The organism is Erwinia aphidicola, assembly GCF_014773485.1.
Classification (GTDB): domain Bacteria; phylum Pseudomonadota; class Gammaproteobacteria; order Enterobacterales; family Enterobacteriaceae; genus Erwinia; species Erwinia aphidicola.
The window spans coordinates 719,799-739,011 of record NZ_JACXBP010000001.1 but is presented as its reverse complement, the minus strand read 5'-3'; the positions used below and the strand labels follow the sequence as shown (position 1 = coordinate 739,011).

17 protein-coding genes are annotated in these 19,213 nt (G+C 56.6%); 8 read left to right on the top strand and 9 right to left on the bottom strand.

The features are described from left to right. Positions 1-18: 18 nt before the first annotated feature. From ID864_RS03465 to ID864_RS03455, 3 genes are read right to left on the bottom strand one after another with little or no spacing between them, the layout of a single operon-like run. On the bottom strand, positions 19-720 hold the full coding sequence (locus ID864_RS03465; RefSeq protein ID WP_191149483.1) for a helix-turn-helix transcriptional regulator: 702 nt from the start codon (positions 718-720) through the stop codon (positions 19-21). A gap of 43 nt (positions 721-763) precedes the next feature. Then, positions 764-1,540, bottom strand: coding sequence for a transporter substrate-binding domain-containing protein (locus tag ID864_RS03460; RefSeq protein WP_048916034.1), 777 nt, complete (start codon positions 1,538-1,540; stop codon positions 764-766). A gap of 25 nt (positions 1,541-1,565) precedes the next feature. Next, positions 1,566-2,735, bottom strand: a complete 1,170-nt coding sequence (locus tag ID864_RS03455; protein ID WP_048916033.1) for a methionine aminotransferase — start codon at positions 2,733-2,735, stop codon at positions 1,566-1,568. Positions 2,736-2,851: 116 nt separating this feature from the next. Between ID864_RS03455 and ID864_RS03450 the strand changes: the two genes are divergently transcribed. Further along, the gene (locus tag ID864_RS03450; protein ID WP_191149397.1) at positions 2,852-3,703 is read left to right on the top strand and encodes a LysR family transcriptional regulator; all 852 of its coding nucleotides are present in this window, start codon (positions 2,852-2,854) and stop codon (positions 3,701-3,703) included. Here the strand turns inward: ID864_RS03450 and ID864_RS03445 are convergent. Together ID864_RS03445 and ID864_RS03440 are read right to left on the bottom strand one after the other, a co-directional pair. Further along, entirely contained in the window at positions 3,700-5,349 is a 1,650-nt protein-coding gene (locus ID864_RS03445; RefSeq protein WP_099754087.1) for a methyl-accepting chemotaxis protein, read from the bottom strand. The genes ID864_RS03450 and ID864_RS03445 overlap by 4 nt on opposite strands. A gap of 239 nt (positions 5,350-5,588) precedes the next feature. Then, positions 5,589-7,115 carry a carboxylesterase/lipase family protein gene (locus tag ID864_RS03440; protein WP_191149396.1) on the bottom strand — a complete coding sequence of 509 codons (1,527 nt, stop codon included), beginning with the start codon at positions 7,113-7,115 and terminating at the stop codon, positions 5,589-5,591. A 164-nt stretch (positions 7,116-7,279) separates the two neighbouring features. Between ID864_RS03440 and ID864_RS03435 the strand changes: the two genes are divergently transcribed. After that, positions 7,280-7,714, top strand: a complete 435-nt coding sequence (locus tag ID864_RS03435) for a DoxX family protein (protein WP_048916028.1) — start codon at positions 7,280-7,282, stop codon at positions 7,712-7,714. A 61-nt stretch (positions 7,715-7,775) separates the two neighbouring features. Here the strand turns inward: ID864_RS03435 and ID864_RS03430 are convergent, their stop codons facing one another. Next, on the bottom strand, positions 7,776-9,101 hold the full coding sequence (locus ID864_RS03430) for an MFS transporter (protein ID WP_048916027.1): 1,326 nt from the start codon (positions 9,099-9,101) through the stop codon (positions 7,776-7,778). Between the two features lie 350 nt (positions 9,102-9,451). On the opposite strand from ID864_RS03430, the gene ID864_RS03425 reads away from it, so the two are divergent. Continuing rightward, positions 9,452-10,375 (top strand): LysR substrate-binding domain-containing protein, encoded by a 924-nt coding sequence (locus ID864_RS03425; protein ID WP_048916026.1) that lies wholly within the window; start codon positions 9,452-9,454, stop codon positions 10,373-10,375. On the opposite strand, the gene smrA is transcribed toward ID864_RS03425, so the two are convergent. Then, on the bottom strand, positions 10,372-10,932 hold the full coding sequence (smrA, locus tag ID864_RS03420) for a DNA endonuclease SmrA (RefSeq protein WP_048916030.1): 561 nt from the start codon (positions 10,930-10,932) through the stop codon (positions 10,372-10,374). The genes ID864_RS03425 and smrA overlap by 4 nt on opposite strands. A 303-nt stretch (positions 10,933-11,235) precedes the next feature. Here smrA and ID864_RS03415 point away from each other — a divergent pair, with 303 nt between their 5' ends. Then, entirely contained in the window at positions 11,236-11,991 is a 756-nt protein-coding gene (locus ID864_RS03415; protein WP_048916025.1) for an FNR family transcription factor, read from the top strand. A gap of 116 nt (positions 11,992-12,107) precedes the next feature. Further along, a complete protein-coding gene (gene uspE, locus ID864_RS03410) occupies positions 12,108-13,058 on the top strand; it encodes a universal stress protein UspE (RefSeq protein ID WP_191149395.1) in 951 nt (316 codons plus the stop codon). 41 nt (positions 13,059-13,099) lie between these two features. Here the strand turns inward: uspE and ID864_RS03405 are convergent, their stop codons facing one another. Beyond that, positions 13,100-14,494, bottom strand: a complete 1,395-nt coding sequence (locus ID864_RS03405; RefSeq protein ID WP_191149394.1) for a PTS fructose transporter subunit IIC — start codon at positions 14,492-14,494, stop codon at positions 13,100-13,102. Between the two features lie 241 nt (positions 14,495-14,735). Here ID864_RS03405 and ID864_RS03400 point away from each other — a divergent pair, with 241 nt between their 5' ends. From ID864_RS03400 to ID864_RS03390, 3 genes are all read left to right on the top strand, one after another. After that, positions 14,736-15,188: a DUF2946 domain-containing protein gene (locus ID864_RS03400; protein ID WP_224750365.1), complete on the top strand. Its 453-nt coding sequence runs from the start codon at positions 14,736-14,738 to the stop codon at positions 15,186-15,188. 162 nt (positions 15,189-15,350) lie between these two features. Next, entirely contained in the window at positions 15,351-17,351 is a 2,001-nt protein-coding gene (locus ID864_RS03395) for a TonB-dependent copper receptor (protein WP_099754090.1), read from the top strand. A gap of 23 nt (positions 17,352-17,374) precedes the next feature. Continuing rightward, positions 17,375-17,638, top strand: coding sequence for a DUF2534 family protein (locus tag ID864_RS03390; RefSeq protein WP_099754091.1), 264 nt, complete (start codon positions 17,375-17,377; stop codon positions 17,636-17,638). 180 nt (positions 17,639-17,818) lie between these two features. Here ID864_RS03390 and pntB read toward each other — a convergent pair whose 3' ends face one another. Then, positions 17,819-19,207 (bottom strand): Re/Si-specific NAD(P)(+) transhydrogenase subunit beta, encoded by a 1,389-nt coding sequence (gene pntB / locus ID864_RS03385; protein ID WP_191149393.1) that lies wholly within the window; start codon positions 19,205-19,207, stop codon positions 17,819-17,821. Between the last annotated feature and the right edge of the window lie 6 nt (positions 19,208-19,213).

Here is a 19,213-nt window from a genome sequence, read left to right as displayed (position 1 = left end):
CCTTACTGACAGTTTTTGTCAGTAGCCAAAACCCTGGGCTTCAATCCCCTGCTGGGTGCGCCACTGCTTGACCAGTAAGGTGCGGGAACGGTGATAACGCTGCGAAGTGACCTGCATCTTAACAATGCGGTCGAGGCGGAAATGGCGAAAGTCCTGACGCAGTTCGCACCAGGCCGCCAGCAGCTGTACCTGATCAAAAAAACCAATCGCAATTGGCCATAGCGTGCGCTGTGATGCCACGCCCTGCAAATCCAGATAGTCGATCAGAATAATGCTCTGTTGGTCAATAGCCCGGCGCAACGCGACTACATCCAGGGCGATGATGCTGGCCGACGACGCCGGGCCGACCATCAGTGCAGAGAGTTCCAGCTTGGTACGCAGCGAATCCGGCAAAACATCAGCGATTTTGCTCAGCGCGGAGTGTGCCGCCGTGGACAGTTCGCTATCGGCTCGACGCGCCACCCAGCGCGAGCCCAGCACCAGTGCAGCGATTTCCTGCTCGCTGAACATCAGCGGCGGCAGGGTAAATCCCGGCCGCAGCACATAGCCCAGCCCGGCTTCACCGACAATATTGGCGCCCTGCTGCTGCAGCGTGGCAATGTCGCGATAAAGAGTGCGGCAGCTGACTGAAAGCTGGCTGGCAAGATGCTGCGCCGTCACCGGGAAACGATGATTACGCAGTATCTGCAGCAGGTCGAGCAGGCGTTGAGCGCGTGACATAGCCGGTGAATCAAAGGGGGCGGGCATGCCCGCCCCACCCTGATTATTTTACTGACACATCAATGCCGGGGAAGAACTTGGCAGCCAGCCTGGTGACGGTGCCGTCAGCCTGTACTTTAGCAATCGCCGCATCGAGATCCTGCTTCAGCTTAGCGTCGTCTTTACGCAGGCCAAAACCGATTCCCACGCCCAGCACCTGCTCATCCTCTACCGCTTTACCGGCGAAGCTGTAACCCTTGCCCTGCGGCTTGTCGAGGAAGCCGGACTGACCGGCAGCAGACATGACCAGCGTACCGTCGAGGCGGCCAGCATCCATGTCGTTGTACACCTGGTTCTGGTCCTGATAGGAGGTTACGGTCACCCCCTGCGGCTCCCAGTGCTTCTTAGCGAAGGTTTCCTGTACGGACCCTTGCAGTACGCCGACGCTTTTACCTTTCAGGCTCTCCACGGTTGGCTGCAGGCCAGAACCGGTTTTCACGATTAGCATGCTGGGAATACGGTAAATAGGCTTGGTGAAGCCGATGCTTTTCATGCGTGCTTCGGTGATATTCATCGCCGAGTTAATGGCATCAAACTTCTTCGCCGCCAGTGCCGGGATTAAGGCGTCAAAGCTGCTCTCAACCCAGCTGCACTTGAAGTTACCCGCCTGGCAAATGGCTTTGCCCAGTTCAATATCAAACCCTTCCAGCTCCCCGGAGGCATTGCGGCTTTCAAAAGGTGGATACTGCGATTCCAGCCCGTAGCGCAGCGTCTCCTGCGCCAGCGCGGACAAAGAACTCAACAGGCCTACCGCCACCAACAACGCGTTCAGCTTCTTCATGTACTTCCCCTCAAGTGTGATTAAGTTAGCGAGGCTTGACCTGGCAGAGTGCGCGTGCGCCCGCCTGCAAAGTGGCTTCGTCTTTTGCGAAAGAGAGACGGATTAATTTATTGTCGGTGCCATCGGTATAAAATGCCGACAGCGGAATGGTCGCCACACCATGATCAACAATCAGACGTTTTACCATTTCGCTGTCCGTCTCGTCACTGAAATCAGCATAGCTGGCCAACATAAAGAACGATCCCGCCGATGGCAGCAGCCTGAACGGCGAATCCTGCAGCAGCGTGGCTAAGGTGTCGCGCTTGCGCTGATAGAATTCGCCCAGTGCCAGATAGTTAGCTGGCTGGCGCAGATAGTCGGCAAACGCCACCTGCATGGGAGTATCGGCGGAGAACATCATAAACTGATGCACTTTAACCACCTCCTCCATCAGCTGCGCCGGGGCTAACAGATAGCCGACGCGCCAGCCGGTCACGTGGAAAGTTTTACCGAAGGAAGAGACAATCACGCTGCGCTGCGCCAGCTCCGGGTGGGTTGCCATGCCGTGATGCTTGCGGCCGTCAAACAGGATGTGCTCATACACTTCATCGGACAGCACCACGATATCGGTGTTGCGCGTCAGCGCTGCCAGCCGGTCGAGATCTTCGCGGCTCAGCACCTGTGAACTGGGGTTGTGCGGTGTGTTGATGATGATCATCCGCGTGCGCGAGGTGATCGCGGCGCTGACTTCCTCCCAGTTAATCGCAAACTCCGGCACCTGTAACTTCAGGCCAATGGCTTTCGCCCCCTGCAGGCGCACAATCGGCGCATAGCTGTCGAACGCGGGTTCAAAGAAGATCACCTCATCGCCCGCATGCACCAGCCCGGCAATCGCTGAGTAGAGCGCTTCGCTGGCGCTGGCGGTGATCAGCACTTCACTGCCCGCGTCATACTGCTGGCCGTAAAGCGTGTGGACTTTTTCCGCCAGCACGTCTCTCAGCGCGCCCAGCCCCGTCATCGGTGCATATTGGTTATGCCCCTGCTGCATGGCGCGGGTGACACCATCAACCAGCAGCGGGTCGCAAGGGAAGTTTGGTGCGCCCTGCGACAGGTTTATCGCGTTATGCTGCGCGGAGAGCTGGCCAATCACCGAGAAAATGGTGGTGCCAACATCGGGGAGTTTTGAGCGCTGCTGCACCGCTGAGGTGATGGTCATAGAAGCTCCAGTCGGAAGAAAAGTAATGATGCCAGTTCTACCTGGCGGCACTTGAGGCGACAAGCGAATTGTTGTCATAATAGCCATGACTTTTTAACATAGCTCAGAGAGCCTCTATGCCCCAGCGTCCGCTGCCGTTAAATGCCATTCATGCTTTTATCGTTGCTGCCCGTCACCTTAACCTGACGCGTGCGGCCAGCGAGCTGTACATTACTCAGGGTGCAGTGAGCCGTAAAATTGCGGCGCTGGAAGCGTGGCTTGGCTTTACCCTGTTTGACCGCCACGCGCGCGGCCTGCATCTGACCCCGCAGGGGGCCAGCCTGTTGCCCGCGCTGCAAAGCGGCTATCAGCAGATGCACGACGCTGCGCAGCAGGCGAGCCGTCAGCACGCGGTGATCCGCCTGAAAGCCCCAACCTGTGCGATGCGCTGGCTGGTGCCAAAACTGGTGGCGCTGGAGAAGCAGCGCCCGGAACTGCATGTCTCCCTCACCACCACCGTTGAGCACAGCGGCCAGCTGGAAAATTTTGATGCCGCCATTGTTTACGGCAGCATGCCGCGCCACGGCGTGCTGCTGTTTGAAGAGGCATTAACTCCGGTGATGGCCGCCGCGCTGCTGCCCGAACCGGCCGTCACGCCCGCGTCGCTGGCCGCGATGACTTTTCTGCATCCCACCGCCGACAGCCGTGACTGGCAGCTCTGGCTCCAGGCCAACCGCCAGCCGCCGATCATGAAGCGTAACCAGCACTTTGCCACCATGGATCTGGCGATCAGTGCGGCCATTCAGGGGTTTGGCGTGACGGTGGCGGATGTGACGCTGATTGCGGAAGATCTGGCGATGCAGCGCCTGGTGGCGCCGTTTAGCGGCAGTGTGAAAACGGGGGCGGTTTACAGCCTGCTCCGCCGCCCGCCTGAGGAAGCGCCACCGCTGCTGGATGAGCTGGTGGCGTGGTTATCAGCGGGGAATTAGAACGCTACCCAGTCATCAGCGCCAGCCGCCGGGCTTTTTGCCAGGACAGGCGAAGGTGATGCGGCGCGCGCTGGCGATTTCAGCGCCGCACTTTTCACCGCAGGCTCGGTCGCCGACAGGCGGAATTTAGCCACCGACAGCGTCAGCTCTTCCGTCTGGCGCTCCAGCGCGCTGGCAGCGGCGGAGACCTGTTCAACCAGCGAGGCGTTCTGCTGGGTCACGCTGTCCATCTCGGAAATGGCGGTGCCGACCTGCGCAATGCCCTTACTCTGCTCTTCCGATGCCGAGGCGATCTGCTTCATGATCTCGGTCACTTCGCCTACCGAGTGCAGAATATCGTTCATGGTGCTGCCCGCCGCGTTCACCAGCTTCGACCCATCGTCAACCCGGCTGACCGAGTCGGCAATCAGGGTTTCAATCTCTTTGGCCGCGTTAGCACTGCGCTGCGCCAGGTTGCGCACTTCACTGGCTACCACGGCAAAACCGCGCCCCTGCTCACCGGCGCGTGCGGCTTCGACCGCTGCGTTAAGTGCCAGAATGTTGGTCTGAAAAGCAATGCTGTTAATCACCGTGGTAATTTCGGCAATCTTCTTCGAACTGCCGGCAATGCCTTCCATGGTGCTGACCACCTGACCCACCAGCTTGCCGCCTTTACCCGCGGTTGCTGAGGCGGTATCCGCCAGATCGCTGGCCTGACGCGCGTTATCGGCGTTGAACTTCACCGTAGCCGTGAGCTGCTCCATGCTGGCGGCAGTTTGCTCCAGCGCGGAGGCCTGCTCTTCGGTACGCGAAGAGAGATCGTTGTTACCCGAGGAGATCTCCGCTGCGCCGCGATAGATATTTTCGGTGCCGCTGCGAATTGAGCTGACCGCTTCGCGCAGGCTGTCCTGCATCGCGCGCAGTAAAGGCACCAGCTTGCCGACGCAGTTACGGCCAAAGTCATTCACCGGCTGGCTAAGGTCACCTTCGGCAATGACGCGGAAGTGTTCGCGGATGGTGTCGAGCGGGCGCACCAGCATCACCACCAGATAGCGGTCGGTGAACAGTAAAATCAGCAGCCCGGCAATCACCGCCATCACCAGCACGCTTTTGGTGACGTTGGTCAGGTGATCAACGGTGATGCGCGTGTCATCCAGCTTGGCACCCGCCGCGCTGTTGAACTTTTCCACGCTGGCGCCAAATGCGCGGCTCAGCGCAGGCGTTACGCTACTGGCCTGGCGGCGGAAATCATCAAGGCTGCCCTGCTTTGCCAGGTTCACCTGCGGAGAAACGCCCTCATCCAGCAGCTTCTGCCAGCTATCAATGGCGCCCGCCGCATACCGGGCATCAAGCGGGCCGGGAGACTGTTTTTTAAAATCGGCCAGCAGCGTGGTCATGCTATCCAGCGCTTTCTGCACGGAGGCCATATCTTCTGGCTTTTTAGATTCGATGGCCCGCGACAGACGAGTAATCACCCGAAAATACTGGTCGTTACCCTTACTCAGCGTGGTCATCTGGCTTACCAGGTGACGGTCAACGTCGTTACCCTTCGCCAGCTGGTTCAGAGAATAGACGCTGTAGCCGCCAACGCCTCCCCAAAGCAGGCAAAACAGGCCGAGGATCCACAGCATAATGGCGCGGATCGTGTAGTTCTTTAATAAGTTCATAGGGACTCCGTAACCTGGTGATACCGAATAAAAGTGATGACATAAGTGGGCTATCAAGAGAGTTATCGGCAAATTACGAAGAAACAGTTAAGAAAAATACACGATTAATATTGTTGATTCCGCAGCCTGTTTTTAGTGCTGATGTAATATAAGTGATTGCTATGAAGCGATATTTAACTTTTTTAAGTTATTTAAAACACAGCAGTAATCATTAACTATTACCGCTGCGTGATTATTGTTTAGTGTTTAAGATGGACAAGGGCCTTCATCAGCAGGCGGAAAACCTGCATGCGGCGGCGCATAAAACGTTTTTCAATATGGATATCGGCCAACCCGTCCTGACCGAAGCGCAGGGTAACATCCTGTGAAGGATGCCAGGCAGGCCAGCTCACCTCACCGCCGATCTGATGGGAAAACTCGGTGATATCGCGGGCAAAGCTTAGCCAGTATTCACTGACGCGCCGGGCGAACTGGTGGTCACCTGCGGTAAAGGCGTGATCGGCTTCGCCCGGCGGCATCTGCCCCAGCGTATTGAGAACGTACGGCACTTCATTGCCGTGCCAGGTGCCGTGCGGGTAGATATCGCGGGCATTTTCGGAAACATAATCGAAGTAGTAGCGCCAGCCCGGAATGCCAATGCGGTGCTGTGCCAGGGCCATAACATAGCCCAGGGTGGTGAAACTCATATCGCGCGCGACCTGGCGGCCCAGCTCAATGTCATCCCAGACGCCGGGATATAACAGCTTAATCAAGCGCAGCGTCAGGGGCTGTTTGGCGCGCAGCCTGGCGATCACCTTCGCGGCATCGACACCAAAATAGTTCAGCACGCTGGCTTCATCACTGTTACTGCCAATCATCAGCGGCAGACGCTGCTGTTTGCCAGCATTGAATACGTTAAGCATTGGCTGAGGCAATACGCAGTCACCGCTGATGGCGACTGGCCCGGTTCCCAGCGAACTGTCCAGCGACCAGAAGGCTTCGGCGGGCAGCGCGCGCAGCTGTTCTGCCGTCGCTTCGCCAAGTGCAAAATGGCTGGCCAGCGCCTCGCCCTTCTTTAACGCTTCGGTACGGGGGACGTCAGGTAAAGAGTAAGCGCTCTGCGCAATGCCTTTGTGGAATAGACCCTGCGCCAGCGGCGAAGCAAACAGTGACAGGACGCTGCGGGCACCCGAGGATTCGCCCATCAGCGTGACATTGTGCGGGTTGCCGCCAAAGGCATGAATGTTACGTTGCACCCACTGCAGGGCGCTGATCTGGTCGAGCAAGGCGAAATTATTTATCACTTCACCTTTGGCGTACTCGCGGTCCAGCGCCGGATGGGCGAAGAAGCCCAGATGACCCAGGCGATAGTTGATCGTCACCACTACCGCGCCGCGCTGTGCCAGCGGTGCGCCAATGTACGGCGTCAGCCCACCTGAACCGACGGCGTAGCCGCCACCGTGGATCCACACCATCACCGGCAGCGGTGAAGATGGCTCGACATCGGGTGTCCAGACGTTGAGATATAAGCAATCTTCGCTGAAGGTGCCAGGGTCGCCTCCGCCAACGGCGAGGCAGTATTCGCGGCTTTGCCAGCTGGCAAAGCCCCATGCGCTGGCATCCTTTTCCCCTTCCCAGGGCGGGACCGGTTTAGGCGCTCTCCAGCGCAGCGGGCCGACGGGCGGAGCGGCGTAAGGGATCCCTTTAAAAACAAATACACCCTCTTCCACATTTCCTCGCAGACAGCCTTCTGCGGTATTAATCCGTAATAAACGATCGTTTCTCATTAGTTCATCCAAAACTGGCCTGCATTAATTATTTGCATCCGCAGGCAGAAAGTCCATAACGCCAGCTTATTTGCAGATTATGCTGATAGGTGATGAGTTTTTCACAATGCGATGATCCGCGGCTGCGATGCAGGATTATTTGCCATAACGTTGAGGACCACTTTATGTTTTCCGCTATCAATAATGGATTTTCCCGCCTCGGCGACCACCCCGATTTGGGCAAGCTGGTGTTACGCGTTTCACTCGGGGCGCTGCTGCTGTTTCATGGGGTATTTAAGATCCAGCACGGCGTAGGCTGGATTGCACGCCTGCTGCACGCGCACGGCATCCCGGGGTTTGTCGCCTATGGCGCCTATTTCGGCGAGGTCGTTGCACCGGTGATGATTATCGTTGGCCTGCTGACCCGCCCGGCGGCGTTTGTTATCGCAGTCAATCTGGTGGTGGCAACGCTGCTGGTAAAAACCGGTGCGGTATGGGACAGAACCAGCGTTGGCGCATGGGCACTGGAAGGTGAAGCGCTCTATTTCTTCGGCGCGCTGGCGGTCATGTTTTTAGGGGCTGGCCGTTTTACCTTAGTGAAAAACAGCAGTTTGCAGTGATGTGAGGCGGGCTGACCGAAAAAGAGGGTCAGCCCCACCGATTTATTGTGTCGCCCCAGGGTTAATCTGACCGCTGATAGCCATACAGATATTTCGCCACCAGCATCAGCGTGGTGAGCACCGCCGGAATGGCAAGGAATGAGAAGACATCGGTGATATTCCAGCCCATCGACAGCATCTGTGCCCCGGCAAAAGCGCTGAGGATAGCCCCGACACGACCAACGCCGTGCATCCAGCTGGAACCGGTCGCACGGGCATGGGTAGGATAGTAGCTGGCGGATAATGCATTCATCCCGGTATTAGCACCGTTCAGGCAGAAGCCGCTGCAGAAAGCGATAGCGCTCAGCACCCATGCGTCCGGCGGAGCGTAGCCGATACAGACCGTGGCAATCGCACCGGTAAAATAGATAGCCGCCAGCGCCAAGTTGGCGTTAAAACGGTCCATCATCCAGCCCGCAAACAGTGACCCGACGGTCCCCCCCGCCTGGTACATCGCCGTAACCAGCGCTGCCTGCGTCACCGTCATTCCCACATCCTTCACCAGCGAGGGTAGCCAGGAGCCGATCAGATAGACGAGGAACAACCCCATAAAGTAACTGCCCCACAGCATCATGCTGCCAAAAGCGTAGCGGCGCGATAACACCACTTTTATCGCCCCTTCACTGGCGACACTTTCGCTGCGCGTAAAGCGGCTCTCATCGTTCACGCAGCCAGGATGCATCTTCTGCACAATGGCGCGGATCTCAGCGGCGGGTGCGTTGCGCGTCATCATAAAGCGCACCGATTCCGGCAGCCCGCGTAGCAGCAGAGGCACCAGCAACAGCGGCAGAACCCCACCCAGCACCAGCACCGCGTGCCAGCCAAAATTCGGGATCAGCCACGAGGCGGCAAACCCGCCGGTCGCCGCACCAAAGGTAAAGCCGCAGAACACCACGGTGATCAGGAAGGCGCGTTTGCGCTCCGGGGAGTATTCGGCCACCAGAGTACCGACATTAGGCATCGCTGCGCCCAGCCCAAGCCCGGTCAGGAAGCGAAACAGCATAATCTGGTCGAGGTTTTGCGAAAACGCGGTCGCCAGCGTCCACAGGCCGAAAAAGAAGACGCTGCTGATGATAATTACCCGGCGGCCAAAACGGTCTGCCAGCGGCCCGGCAAACATTGCCCCCAGCGCCAGACCGATCAGCGCAGCGCTGATCACCGCGCCAAGCTGGTGATTGGTCACGCCCCAGGCAGTTTTCAACGCAGGGGCGATAAAGCCCATTAGCGCGATATCCATACCATCCATGGCAACCACGGCAAAACTCAGGGCGATAATCCGTTTCTGATAGCGACTCAACGCCCCCTGATTAATCAACGCACGGATATCGATCGCTGCGCTACTGTCCACATCGCACTCCATAGCTGGCCTGGGTCAACCCCGCCAGATGATGTCGACTCGCTGAGGTTTGACTTAAAAAAGTGGCGGCTATCATAACGGATTGTTATGGAATTCTCCTGCCAGTTTTGTTCGTTTTTTCACGGTAATACGAACAAAAAGCCTGGTTAACCGCAAAAAGGCAGTTCGCCTGTTTTTTCTGCGGTTTTATAATCTGCCGATATAACCCCCAGGGCTTACCCGCATAAAAAGTGATGAATACGGCCATATAGCCGGTAAATGTTAATTAAAATTTGCAATAAGGTTAACAAAACGCTCAGATAGATCTTGCCAGTTTATCGCCGCCCTCATTACTCTGCGTTATGGACAAAAAATATCAGTTTAATCAGCGCATTCGTCTGCGCCATCTGCATACTTTCGTCGCTGTTGCTCAACAGGGGACGCTGGGCCGTGCCGCCGAAACCCTGTCTCTCAGCCAGCCTGCGCTGTCAAAGACGCTCAATGAGCTTGAGGAGCTGGCGGGCGTGCGTCTGTTCGAACGCGGGCGTCTCGGTGCCCAGCTCACCACCATGGGGGAACAGTTTCTGACCCATGCGGTGCGCGTGCTCGATGCGCTCAATCATGCCGGGCAGTCATTTAATCTGCCGGTGAAGCAAGACCCCGAAGTGTTACGCGTTGGCGTTCTGACCACCGTGGCGCTGGGCATGCTACCGTCAATTCTCGATCGTTTTCACCAGCAGCAGCCGCAGGCTATCGTTCAAGTGGCAACGCTGCACAATAATGTGCTGATTGCGGCAATTAAGGCGGGAGAGTTTGATGTCGGCATTGGCCGCATGGCCGATCCGGATTTGATGACCGGGTTAACCTATGAACTGCTGTTCCTGGAGTCGATGCGGCTGGTTGTGCGTCCCGATCACCCGCTATTAAGTGACAACGTCACCTTGTCGAAGGCGCTGTCGTGGCCGGTGGTCATCTCTCCGGAGGGCACAGCACCACGGCGCGTGGCGGAAGCAATGTTGAAGGAGCAAGGCTGCCAGCTGCCCGGCTCGCTGGTCGAAACCTCTTCGACCTCCCTCGCACGCCAGCTGGCGCTGCGCTACAACTATGTTTGGTTTGTGCCATCCGGCGCCATCAAAGAGGATCTGCTGCACAACTCGCTGGCCGCACTGCCCATTGCCCCACATGGCCCGGGGGAACCGGTCGGCATTATGACCCGCTCCGGCAGCAGTCTGACGCTGTGTGCAGAGATTATGCTGGCGACCATCCGTAAATCCCACTCCGGCTAACGGCTGCGTTTGGCGTGACGCTCGCGGTTTTCCAGCCGCGCCTGCTCGCTTTTACGCAATCCGACATAGCAGGCTCCCTCGCCGCCATCATGAGTGCGCGCACAGCAAAAGGCCTGTACCTGCTCCAGCTGCGGTAGCCAGCGCATCAGATAGCTGCGAATAATATTGGCGTGCGAACGATCGTCACGCCCTTTGCCGTGAACGATCAGCAGATTACGCAGCCCGTGATGCTCCGCCTGCAGAATAAACAGATACAGCGCCTGGCGGCACTGCTCAACGCTCTGACGAATCAGATTGAGATTGGCCTGCGGCGGGTATTTGCCGAGGTAGAGTTTATCCAGCACCCCCTGCTGGATGCCTTCCGCCTTATATTCCAGCGGCACGGTAAGCGGAACAATATCCAGCAGCCCGCTGGTCAGGGGGTTGTCTAACTGCAGATCCTGCTTGCGCGGTGCGGTGGGCTTAGGGCTCTTCATCCACACGACGTTGCTGCACTCTTTCAGCGGTTTGACGTCTTCCATCGCGTTTTTAAACAGATCCAGCTCATCAAGGTTGATGGTCATACTCACCCCCGGTCATTATCAAGTCGTGACCCTATTCGGCCAGAGCTGTGAGTTTAGCAAAAATCCGCCCGCGGTCACCTCTGTTGTTCAGGGGATAAAATGATGCAAAAGGGCATAAGGGCGAGAGAATTGGCGATAATACCCCCTTTAACCCGGGTATTTTACACCGCGTTCACATTGATATTCCTTGACAATAACATCCCCATTTTTATTGTGCCTAAAACTGCTCAGATGAGTTTCATTCTGTAAGCGAAAAATGTAAAATTGATGTCAGTCAATTATCATCGAGCGTACATCATGATTCAGGAAAAGCGAATTGTTACCCGACGCATTCAATCAGGTGGTTGTGCTATTCACTGCCAGGATTGCAGCATCAGTCAGCTATGCATTCCCTTCACGCTTAACGAGCACGAACTGGATCAGCTCGATAATATCATCGAGCGAAAAAAACCGATTCAGAAAGGCCAGACGCTGTTTAAAGCCGGTGATGAACTGAAATCACTCTATGCGATCCGTTCAGGAACCATTAAGAGTTACACCATCACCGAACAGGGTGATGAGCAGATTACCGGTTTTCACCTTGCCGGTGACCTTGTTGGATTTGACGCCATTAGCGCCAGTTCTCACCCCAGCTTTGCCCAGGCGTTAGAAACCGCCATGGTGTGTGAAATCCCCTTTGAAACCCTGGACGACCTTTCCGGTAAAATGCCCAGCCTGCGCCAACAGATGATGCGCCTGATGAGCGGTGAGATTAAAGGTGACCAGGAAATGATCCTGCTGCTGTCGAAGAAAAATGCCGAAGAGCGTCTGGCTGCGTTTATTTATGGCCTGTCACGTCGCTTTGGCCAGCGCGGCTTCTCGCAGCGTGAATTCCGCCTGACCATGACCCGTGGCGATATCGGTAATTACCTCGGTTTGACGGTTGAAACCATCAGCCGCCTGCTCGGTCGCTTCCAGAAAAGCGGCATGCTGGCAGTGAAAGGCAAATACATCACCATTGAAAATCATCAAATCCTCTCGGAGCTTGCGGGCCAGAGCCACACGGTGGCCTGATAATTGCCGGGTCAATATTTGTTATTTTATTGATCCGGCAACAACTTTTCCTCTTTTTCCTTTGCCGCGATTGGGCTATCTTTAAACTGACACGCTCAGTGTAAGGAGAAATCGTTATGGCTCAGTATCAAAACATTCTTGTGGCTATCGACCCACAGCAGGACGATCAGCCTGCACTTCGCCGTGCTGTCTATTTGAATCAGCGCCTTGGCGGTAAAATTACCTGTTTTCTTCCTATTTACGACTTCTCCTACGAGATGACTACCCTGCTTTCCCCTGATGAACGCATCACCATGCGTAAAGGGGTGATCAGCCAGCGCACTGAGTGGATCCGCGAGCAGTCGCATGCCTACCTCGCGGCCGGAGTGCAGATTGATATCAAAGTGATCTGGCATAACCGCCCGTACGAAGCCATTATCCAGGAGGTGCTGAACAACCAGCATGACCTGGTGATCAAGATGGCCCACCAGCACGACCGCCTGCAGGCGGTGGTCTTCACCCCGACTGACTGGCACCTGCTGCGCAAGTGCCCCTGCCCGGTTTGGATGGTCAAAGACCAGGCCTGGCCGGAAGGCGGTAAAGCGGTGGTAGCGGTTAACCTTGCCAGTGAAGAACCTCATCACGATCCGCTGAATACCAAGCTGGTGAAAGAGACGCTGGAACTGGCGGAACGCGTCAACCATACCGAAGTGCATCTGGTTGGCGCATACCCCGTCACGCCAATTAACATCGCGATTGAACTGCCGGACTTCGATCCCAGCGTGTATAACGATGCGATTCGCGGTCAGCATTTAGTGGCGATGAAAGCGCTGCGCCAGTCCTTCAGCATTGATGAAAAATTTACTCATGTTGAAAAAGGCCTGCCGGAGGAAGTCATCCCTGACCTGGCGGAACATCTGGATGCGGGTGTGGTGGTGCTGGGAACGATTGGCCGCACCGGGCTGTCCGCGGCCTTCCTTGGCAATACCGCCGAACAGGTGATTGACCACCTGCGCTGCGATCTGCTGGCGATCAAACCCGACGGCTTCACCTCACCGGTTGAACTGGATGACGACGAAGACGATTAAGCTTGCTTAAAAGGTTCAGGCGGCCCCGCAGGCCGCCTTTTTTATGCCGTTTCCGGCAGCTCTTTTTTCAGCAATCCCAGGATCAGCGCCGTCAGCAGCGATCCCGCCGCAATCGCCAGCAGATAGGCAGCGAGGTTGACGATGACATTGGGAATAAACATCACAAATATCCCGCCGTGCGGCGCGCGTGAGGCACAGCCAAACGCCATCGAGAGTGCCCCGGCCAGTCCGGAACCCGCCACGATAGCCGGGATCACGCGTAACGGGTCGGAGACCGCATAAGGGATCGCCCCTTCGGTGATAAACGACAGCCCCAGAACCCAGGTCACTTTACCCGTTTCCCGCTCGCTGCGGCTGAACTTACGGCGGAACAGCAGCGTCGCCAGGGCAATACCGAGTGGAGGTACCATTCCCGCCGCCATGCAGGCCGCGATAGGCCCGTAGACGCCGCTCGACATCAGCCCGATGGCGAACATACAAACGGTTTTATTCAGCGGACCGCCCATATCAAAAGCCACCATCATGCCAAACAGTAAGCCGAGTATCGCGGAGTTGGTGTGCCCGAGCGCATTCAGGAAATCGGTCAGCCAGCCCAGCAGCAGCTTGATGGGTTCGCCAATTAGCCACACCATCAACGCACCGGTGATCAGCACGCTCAGCAGCGGGACAATCAGGATCGGCTTCAGCCCGGCTATCGCCTGCGGCAGTTTAATATGGCGCACAATCAGCAGCGTCACGTAGCCGGCAATAAACCCGGCAATCAGCGCCCCAAGAAAGCCGGAACCGGTGTGAATAGCCATCATGCCGCCCACTGCGCCGGAGACAATGCCCATTTTCCCACTGATTGACTGACTAATGCCCAGCGCGAGTATCGGCAACATCAGGGCAAATGCCGAGCCGCCGCCAATATCCGCCAGCATTTTCGCCAGCGGGCTAAAACTGGCGTCCCCCGGCGTGGCTGCAGTAATGCCAAAAGAGAAGCTGAGCGCGATCAGTATCCCTCCTGCCACCACAAACGGGATCATCAGGTTCACCCCGGTAATCAAATGGACATAGACTGAGGAGAGCAGCGAACTGTTGCCTGCTGCACCCGGCACCGGCTCTTCGCTCAGGGTTTCCAGGCGATGCGGCACCAGTTCGCCACCGGTTATCGCATTCAGTAGTCCTTCAGCATCTCTGGCCGCACGCGCCACCGGAACCTCGATAATGTTTTTATGCTGGAAGCGCCCCATTTCGACTCTCTTATCTGCGGCGATCAGCACAATGTCGGCGGCCGCGATATCCTCCGCGCTAAGGATGTATTGACTCTCAATGGCACCCTGTGTTTCCACGCGCAGGGACAGGCCCAGTTTTCTCGCCGCTTTTTTCAGATTGCTTTCGGCCAGATAGGTATGGGCCACACCGGTAGGACAGGCGGTGATGGCAATGATATTCATGGATGTTCTCCGGTAATTATTGGTGTAGGGTCCGGCCGGAGTCTTATCTAAGCAGAGGCAAAACTGGAAAACACTACCAAATAGTGTCCCGGGCGGTGGACAACACCTGTACTCTCACAAAAAAACAGCGGGAGACCTTTATTTGCCTTAAATTAATAATGATTAATTCAAGTTCGCATTAACATTGCCAAATAAAGTCGCTAAACTATCGCCTTTCATTCACTCTGCAGGGATTGCCAGATTGGTTTCATTCTATCGCCTGTCACAGCGCCGCTTGCCCGCTCTGATCGCTATTCTGGCGGTACTGCTGCTGTTTATTGCGCCGGATGTTTCCAAAACGCTGGAGAGTTATCGCACCTCCGCCGGCAGCGAAATGAGTGCGCATCACCCTGTAGAGATGATGATGGATGGTATGTCCATGCCCGTGATGTCCAGCCACGCCGCGATGATGATGCACGCCGGTTCTGGTGAAGCCATGCATCATGATATGGGCAGCGAGATGGGTATGATGGGCGAATTTGCCTGCGGTTACTGCCAGCTTCTGGTCCATATGCCGCTGCTGCTCTGCCTGTTTATCGCCTTTTTCTGGCTGATATGCCTGATTGCCTGCACCCCGCCCGCGTTAATTCTTCCCGCTTATCACGTCACTTTCTTCCCCGGTATTTGCCAGCCTCGCGCCCCGCCGCTGCTTTAATTCCTTTCGCTGATTAATACAATTATTTTACTGCGGATAACTCCGTCGGAAAGCGTTGTCCTTTTTATATGTGCCCTGCACAGGACCACGCACGCCTGAATATTATTCCGGGTATCCAGACGAGTTATTTAGACAGAACTACCGTTTAAAAAGGAATTAAGCATGAAAGTCATTTACCTGCCGCTGTCGCTGTTAAGCGTGGCGATTATTGCTGCCTGCCCACAACTGGCCGCGGCGCATGCTGTCGTGCCGGATGAGACGGGCGTGATGACCGTCACCGCGCCGCTGACCTCCCCGCTGGAGATTGTCACTTCGCCAAAAACCCCGCGCCAGCCGGTACCTGCCAGCGACGGCTCCGACTATTTGAAAACCATTCCGGGCTTTGCGCAGATTCGTAACGGTGGGACCAACGGTGACCCGGTATTTCGCGGCATGTTCGGCTCGCGCATGCGCATCATGACCGACGGCGGTGAAATGCCCGGTGCCTGCCCGGCGCGCATGGATGCCCCCAGTTCATATATCTCCCCGGAGAGTTACGACCTGTTGAGCATCACCAAAGGCCCGCAAACCGTACTTTGGGGGCCGGGCAATTCGGCGGGCACCGTGCGCTTTGACCGTGAACCGCCCCGCTTCGACCAGCCCGGCATTCAGGGCAACGCCAGCCTGCTGGGCGCGTCGAACAATCGCTGGGATCAGAGTGCTGACCTCAGCGTGGGCAGCGAACAGGGTTATCTGCGGGTGATTGGCAACCACTCTATTTCGCAGGACTACAAGGACGGCAACGGTGACCGCGTGCCGTCGCGCTGGAACAAATGGAACAGCGACGTCGCGCTGGGCTGGACGCCGGATAAAGATACGCTGGTTGAGCTGACTGCGGGGCGCGGCAACGGTGAAGCACGCTACGCCGGGCGCAGCATGGATGGCTCCCAGTTTAAGCGTGAGAGCCTCGGCATGCGGGTGGAGAAATCGAACATCGGCGAGGTACTCGACAAATTTGAAGCACAGATGTACTACAACTATGCCAATCACATCATGGATAATTACAGCCTGCGCAGCCCGGGCAGCATGCCGGGAATGTCCAGCCATATGGATATGAGCATGCCGATGGCGATGCAGCTCGATCGCCGCACCGTTGGTGGCCGCTTTATGGGTACCTGGTTATGGTCTGACTTTGAACTGAAAAGCGGGATGGATATGCAAACCAGCACCCATCGTAACCGCAGGAATAACGACTGGCGCAAAGATGCCCGCTTTCACGATGTTGGCGCCTTTGGTGAACTGAGCTGGAGCATTGACCCGCGCAATAAGCTGGTGAGCGGTGCGCGACTCGACCGCAGCTGGGTGGACAATTTTAGCGCTTCCGGCGAGGGTGCAAGGAGCGATACAATGCCCGCCGGGTTTATGCGGCTGGAACATACGCTGGATAGCCTGCCGCTGATGATGTATGCCGGGGTGGGCTATACGGAGCGTTTCCCGGATTACTGGGAGCTGTTCTCCCCCAGCTACGGCGCAGACGGGCACAGCGCGGCGTTTGACACAGTGAAAGCGGAGAAAACCACCCAGCTGGATATCGGCGCCAAATATTCCGGCAAGCGCATGGATGGCTGGGTTTCGGCTTACCTGGGCCACGTCAGAGACTTTATTCTCTTCAGCTACGATCCGAACAACGCTTATGTCAGCCGCGCCGATAATGTCAACGCCACAATTATGGGCGGTGAAGCGGGCCTGAGTTATAAATTAACGGAGAGCCTGACTGCAGACGGCAGCCTGGCATATTCATGGGGGCAGAACGGCTCGGATCGTCGCCCGCTGCCGCAGATGCCGCCGCTGGAGAGCCGACTGGGTCTGACCTGGAAACAGGGAAGCTGGAGCACGACCGGCCTGCTGCGTATGGTGGGGCCACAAAACCGTATCGCGTTAAATGAAGGCAACGTGGTCGGCAAAGATTTCGAACGCAGCGCCGGGTTCAGCATCTTTTCCGCCAATGCCGCGTATGAAGTGACGAAAAACGTCAAGATTAGCAGCGGCGTCGACAATATTTTCAATAAAGCGTACAGCGAGCACCTGAATCTGGCAGGCAACAGCGTCTTTGGCTATTCCGCCAGTACCCCAGTGAATGAGCCAGGCCGCACCTGGTGGGCAAAAGTTAACGTTAAATTCTGAATCACCGTACAGGAGTACATAACATGTCACTATTTCCACCGGGCAAGAAACGCCGCCAGTTCTTTACCGCTCAGGCCTGCGTGCTGGTTTGCGCCATCATTGTGATGACCAAGGCGATGATTGGCGGAGCGATCAACGAGTACAATATGCCGTTTTCCACCTGGCCTGTTGAGCTGTATGTTTCAGAGTTCTTTATGATTACCATCTATAGCGTGGTCTTCACCCTGCTGCTTTCAGTGCCGCTGTGGTACTGGTTTATTGGCGAGCAGGATCCGTCCGCTAAATGATAAAAAAGGGCTGACCCAGCTAGCGGTCAGCCCTTACAGAACACATCCGGGCGGGGCATGCCCCGCCCCTACGATCTGTGTAGGAGTCAGGCATGTCATCGCCCAGACGCAGATCGTAGGAGTCAGGCATGTCATTCCCCAAACACAGATCGTAGGGGTCAGGCATGCCTGCCCCTGTTGTTACAGCGCTTTCAGAATTGCCTCGACGCTCTCTTTCGCATCGCCAAACAGCATCTGCGTGTTCTCTTTAAAGAACAGCGGGTTCTGCACCCCGGCATAACCGGTATTCATCGAGCGTTTACACACCACTACGTTTTGCGCTTTCCACACTTCCAGTACTGGCATGCCTGCGATTGGGCTGCGCGGATCTTCCTGCGCTGCCGGGTTAACGGTGTCATTGGCGCCGATAACCAGCACGGTGTCAGTGTCGGTGAAATCATCGTTGATCTCATCCATCTCCAGCACGATGTCATACGGCACTTTAGCTTCCGCCAGCAACACGTTCATATGACCGGGCAGGCGACCGGCAACCGGGTGAATACCAAAACGCACCTTGATACCGCGCTCGCGCAGTTTGGCGGTGATATCCGCCACCGGATACTGAGCCTGCGCTACCGCCATGCCGTAGCCCGGCGTGATGATCACCGAGGTGGAGTTTTTCAGCATTTCTGCGGTGCCTGCGGCGTCGATTTCGCGGTATTCGCCCATCTCTTCACCTTCACCGGTTGAGCTGCTGTCGGTGCCGAAGCCCCCGGCGATCACGCTGATAAAGGAACGGTTCATCGCCTTACACATAATGTAAGAGAGGATCGCACCGCTTGAACCCACCAGCGCACCGGTCACAATCAGCAGATCGTTGCTGAGCATAAAGCCCGCTGCCGCCGCTGCCCAGCCCGAATAGGAGTTCAGCATGGAAACCACCACCGGCATATCCGCCCCGCCGATTGATGCTACCAGGTGCCAGCCAAATGCCAGCGCGATCAGCAGCATGACCACTAGCGCAAAGGTCTGAGCGCCAACGCTGTCGCTGCGCACGAAGATAATCAGCAGCGCCAGTGACACCACCAGCGCCAGCAGATTCAGCTTGTGGCGATGCGGCAGGGCCAGCGGTTTAGAGGAGATCTTGCCGCACAGCTTGCCAAACGCCACGATGGAACCCGTAAAGGTCACTGCACCGATAAAGATACCGATGAAGATCTCAGTCAGGTGAATGTTTTCCATCACCGGCAGCAGGCCCGGGCCGTGGTCCAGGTAGCTGTTAAAGCCAACCAGCACCGCCGCCAGGCCAACAAAGCTGTGCAGCATCGCCACCAGCTCTGGCATTTCAGTCATCTCGACTCTCTTCGCCAGACGGATGCCGATGGCGCCGCCAATCACCATCGCCAGCAGGATCCAGGCAACGTTGCCAGAGTCCGGGCCAAAGATGGTGACCACCAGCGCCAGCGCCATCCCGCTGATGCCAAAAATATTCCCCTGCTTAGAGGTTTCATGTTTAGACAGCCCGGCAAGGCTGCAAATAAACAGGATTGCAGCAACGATATATGCTGCAGTCACTAATCCGGAAGACATGGACTA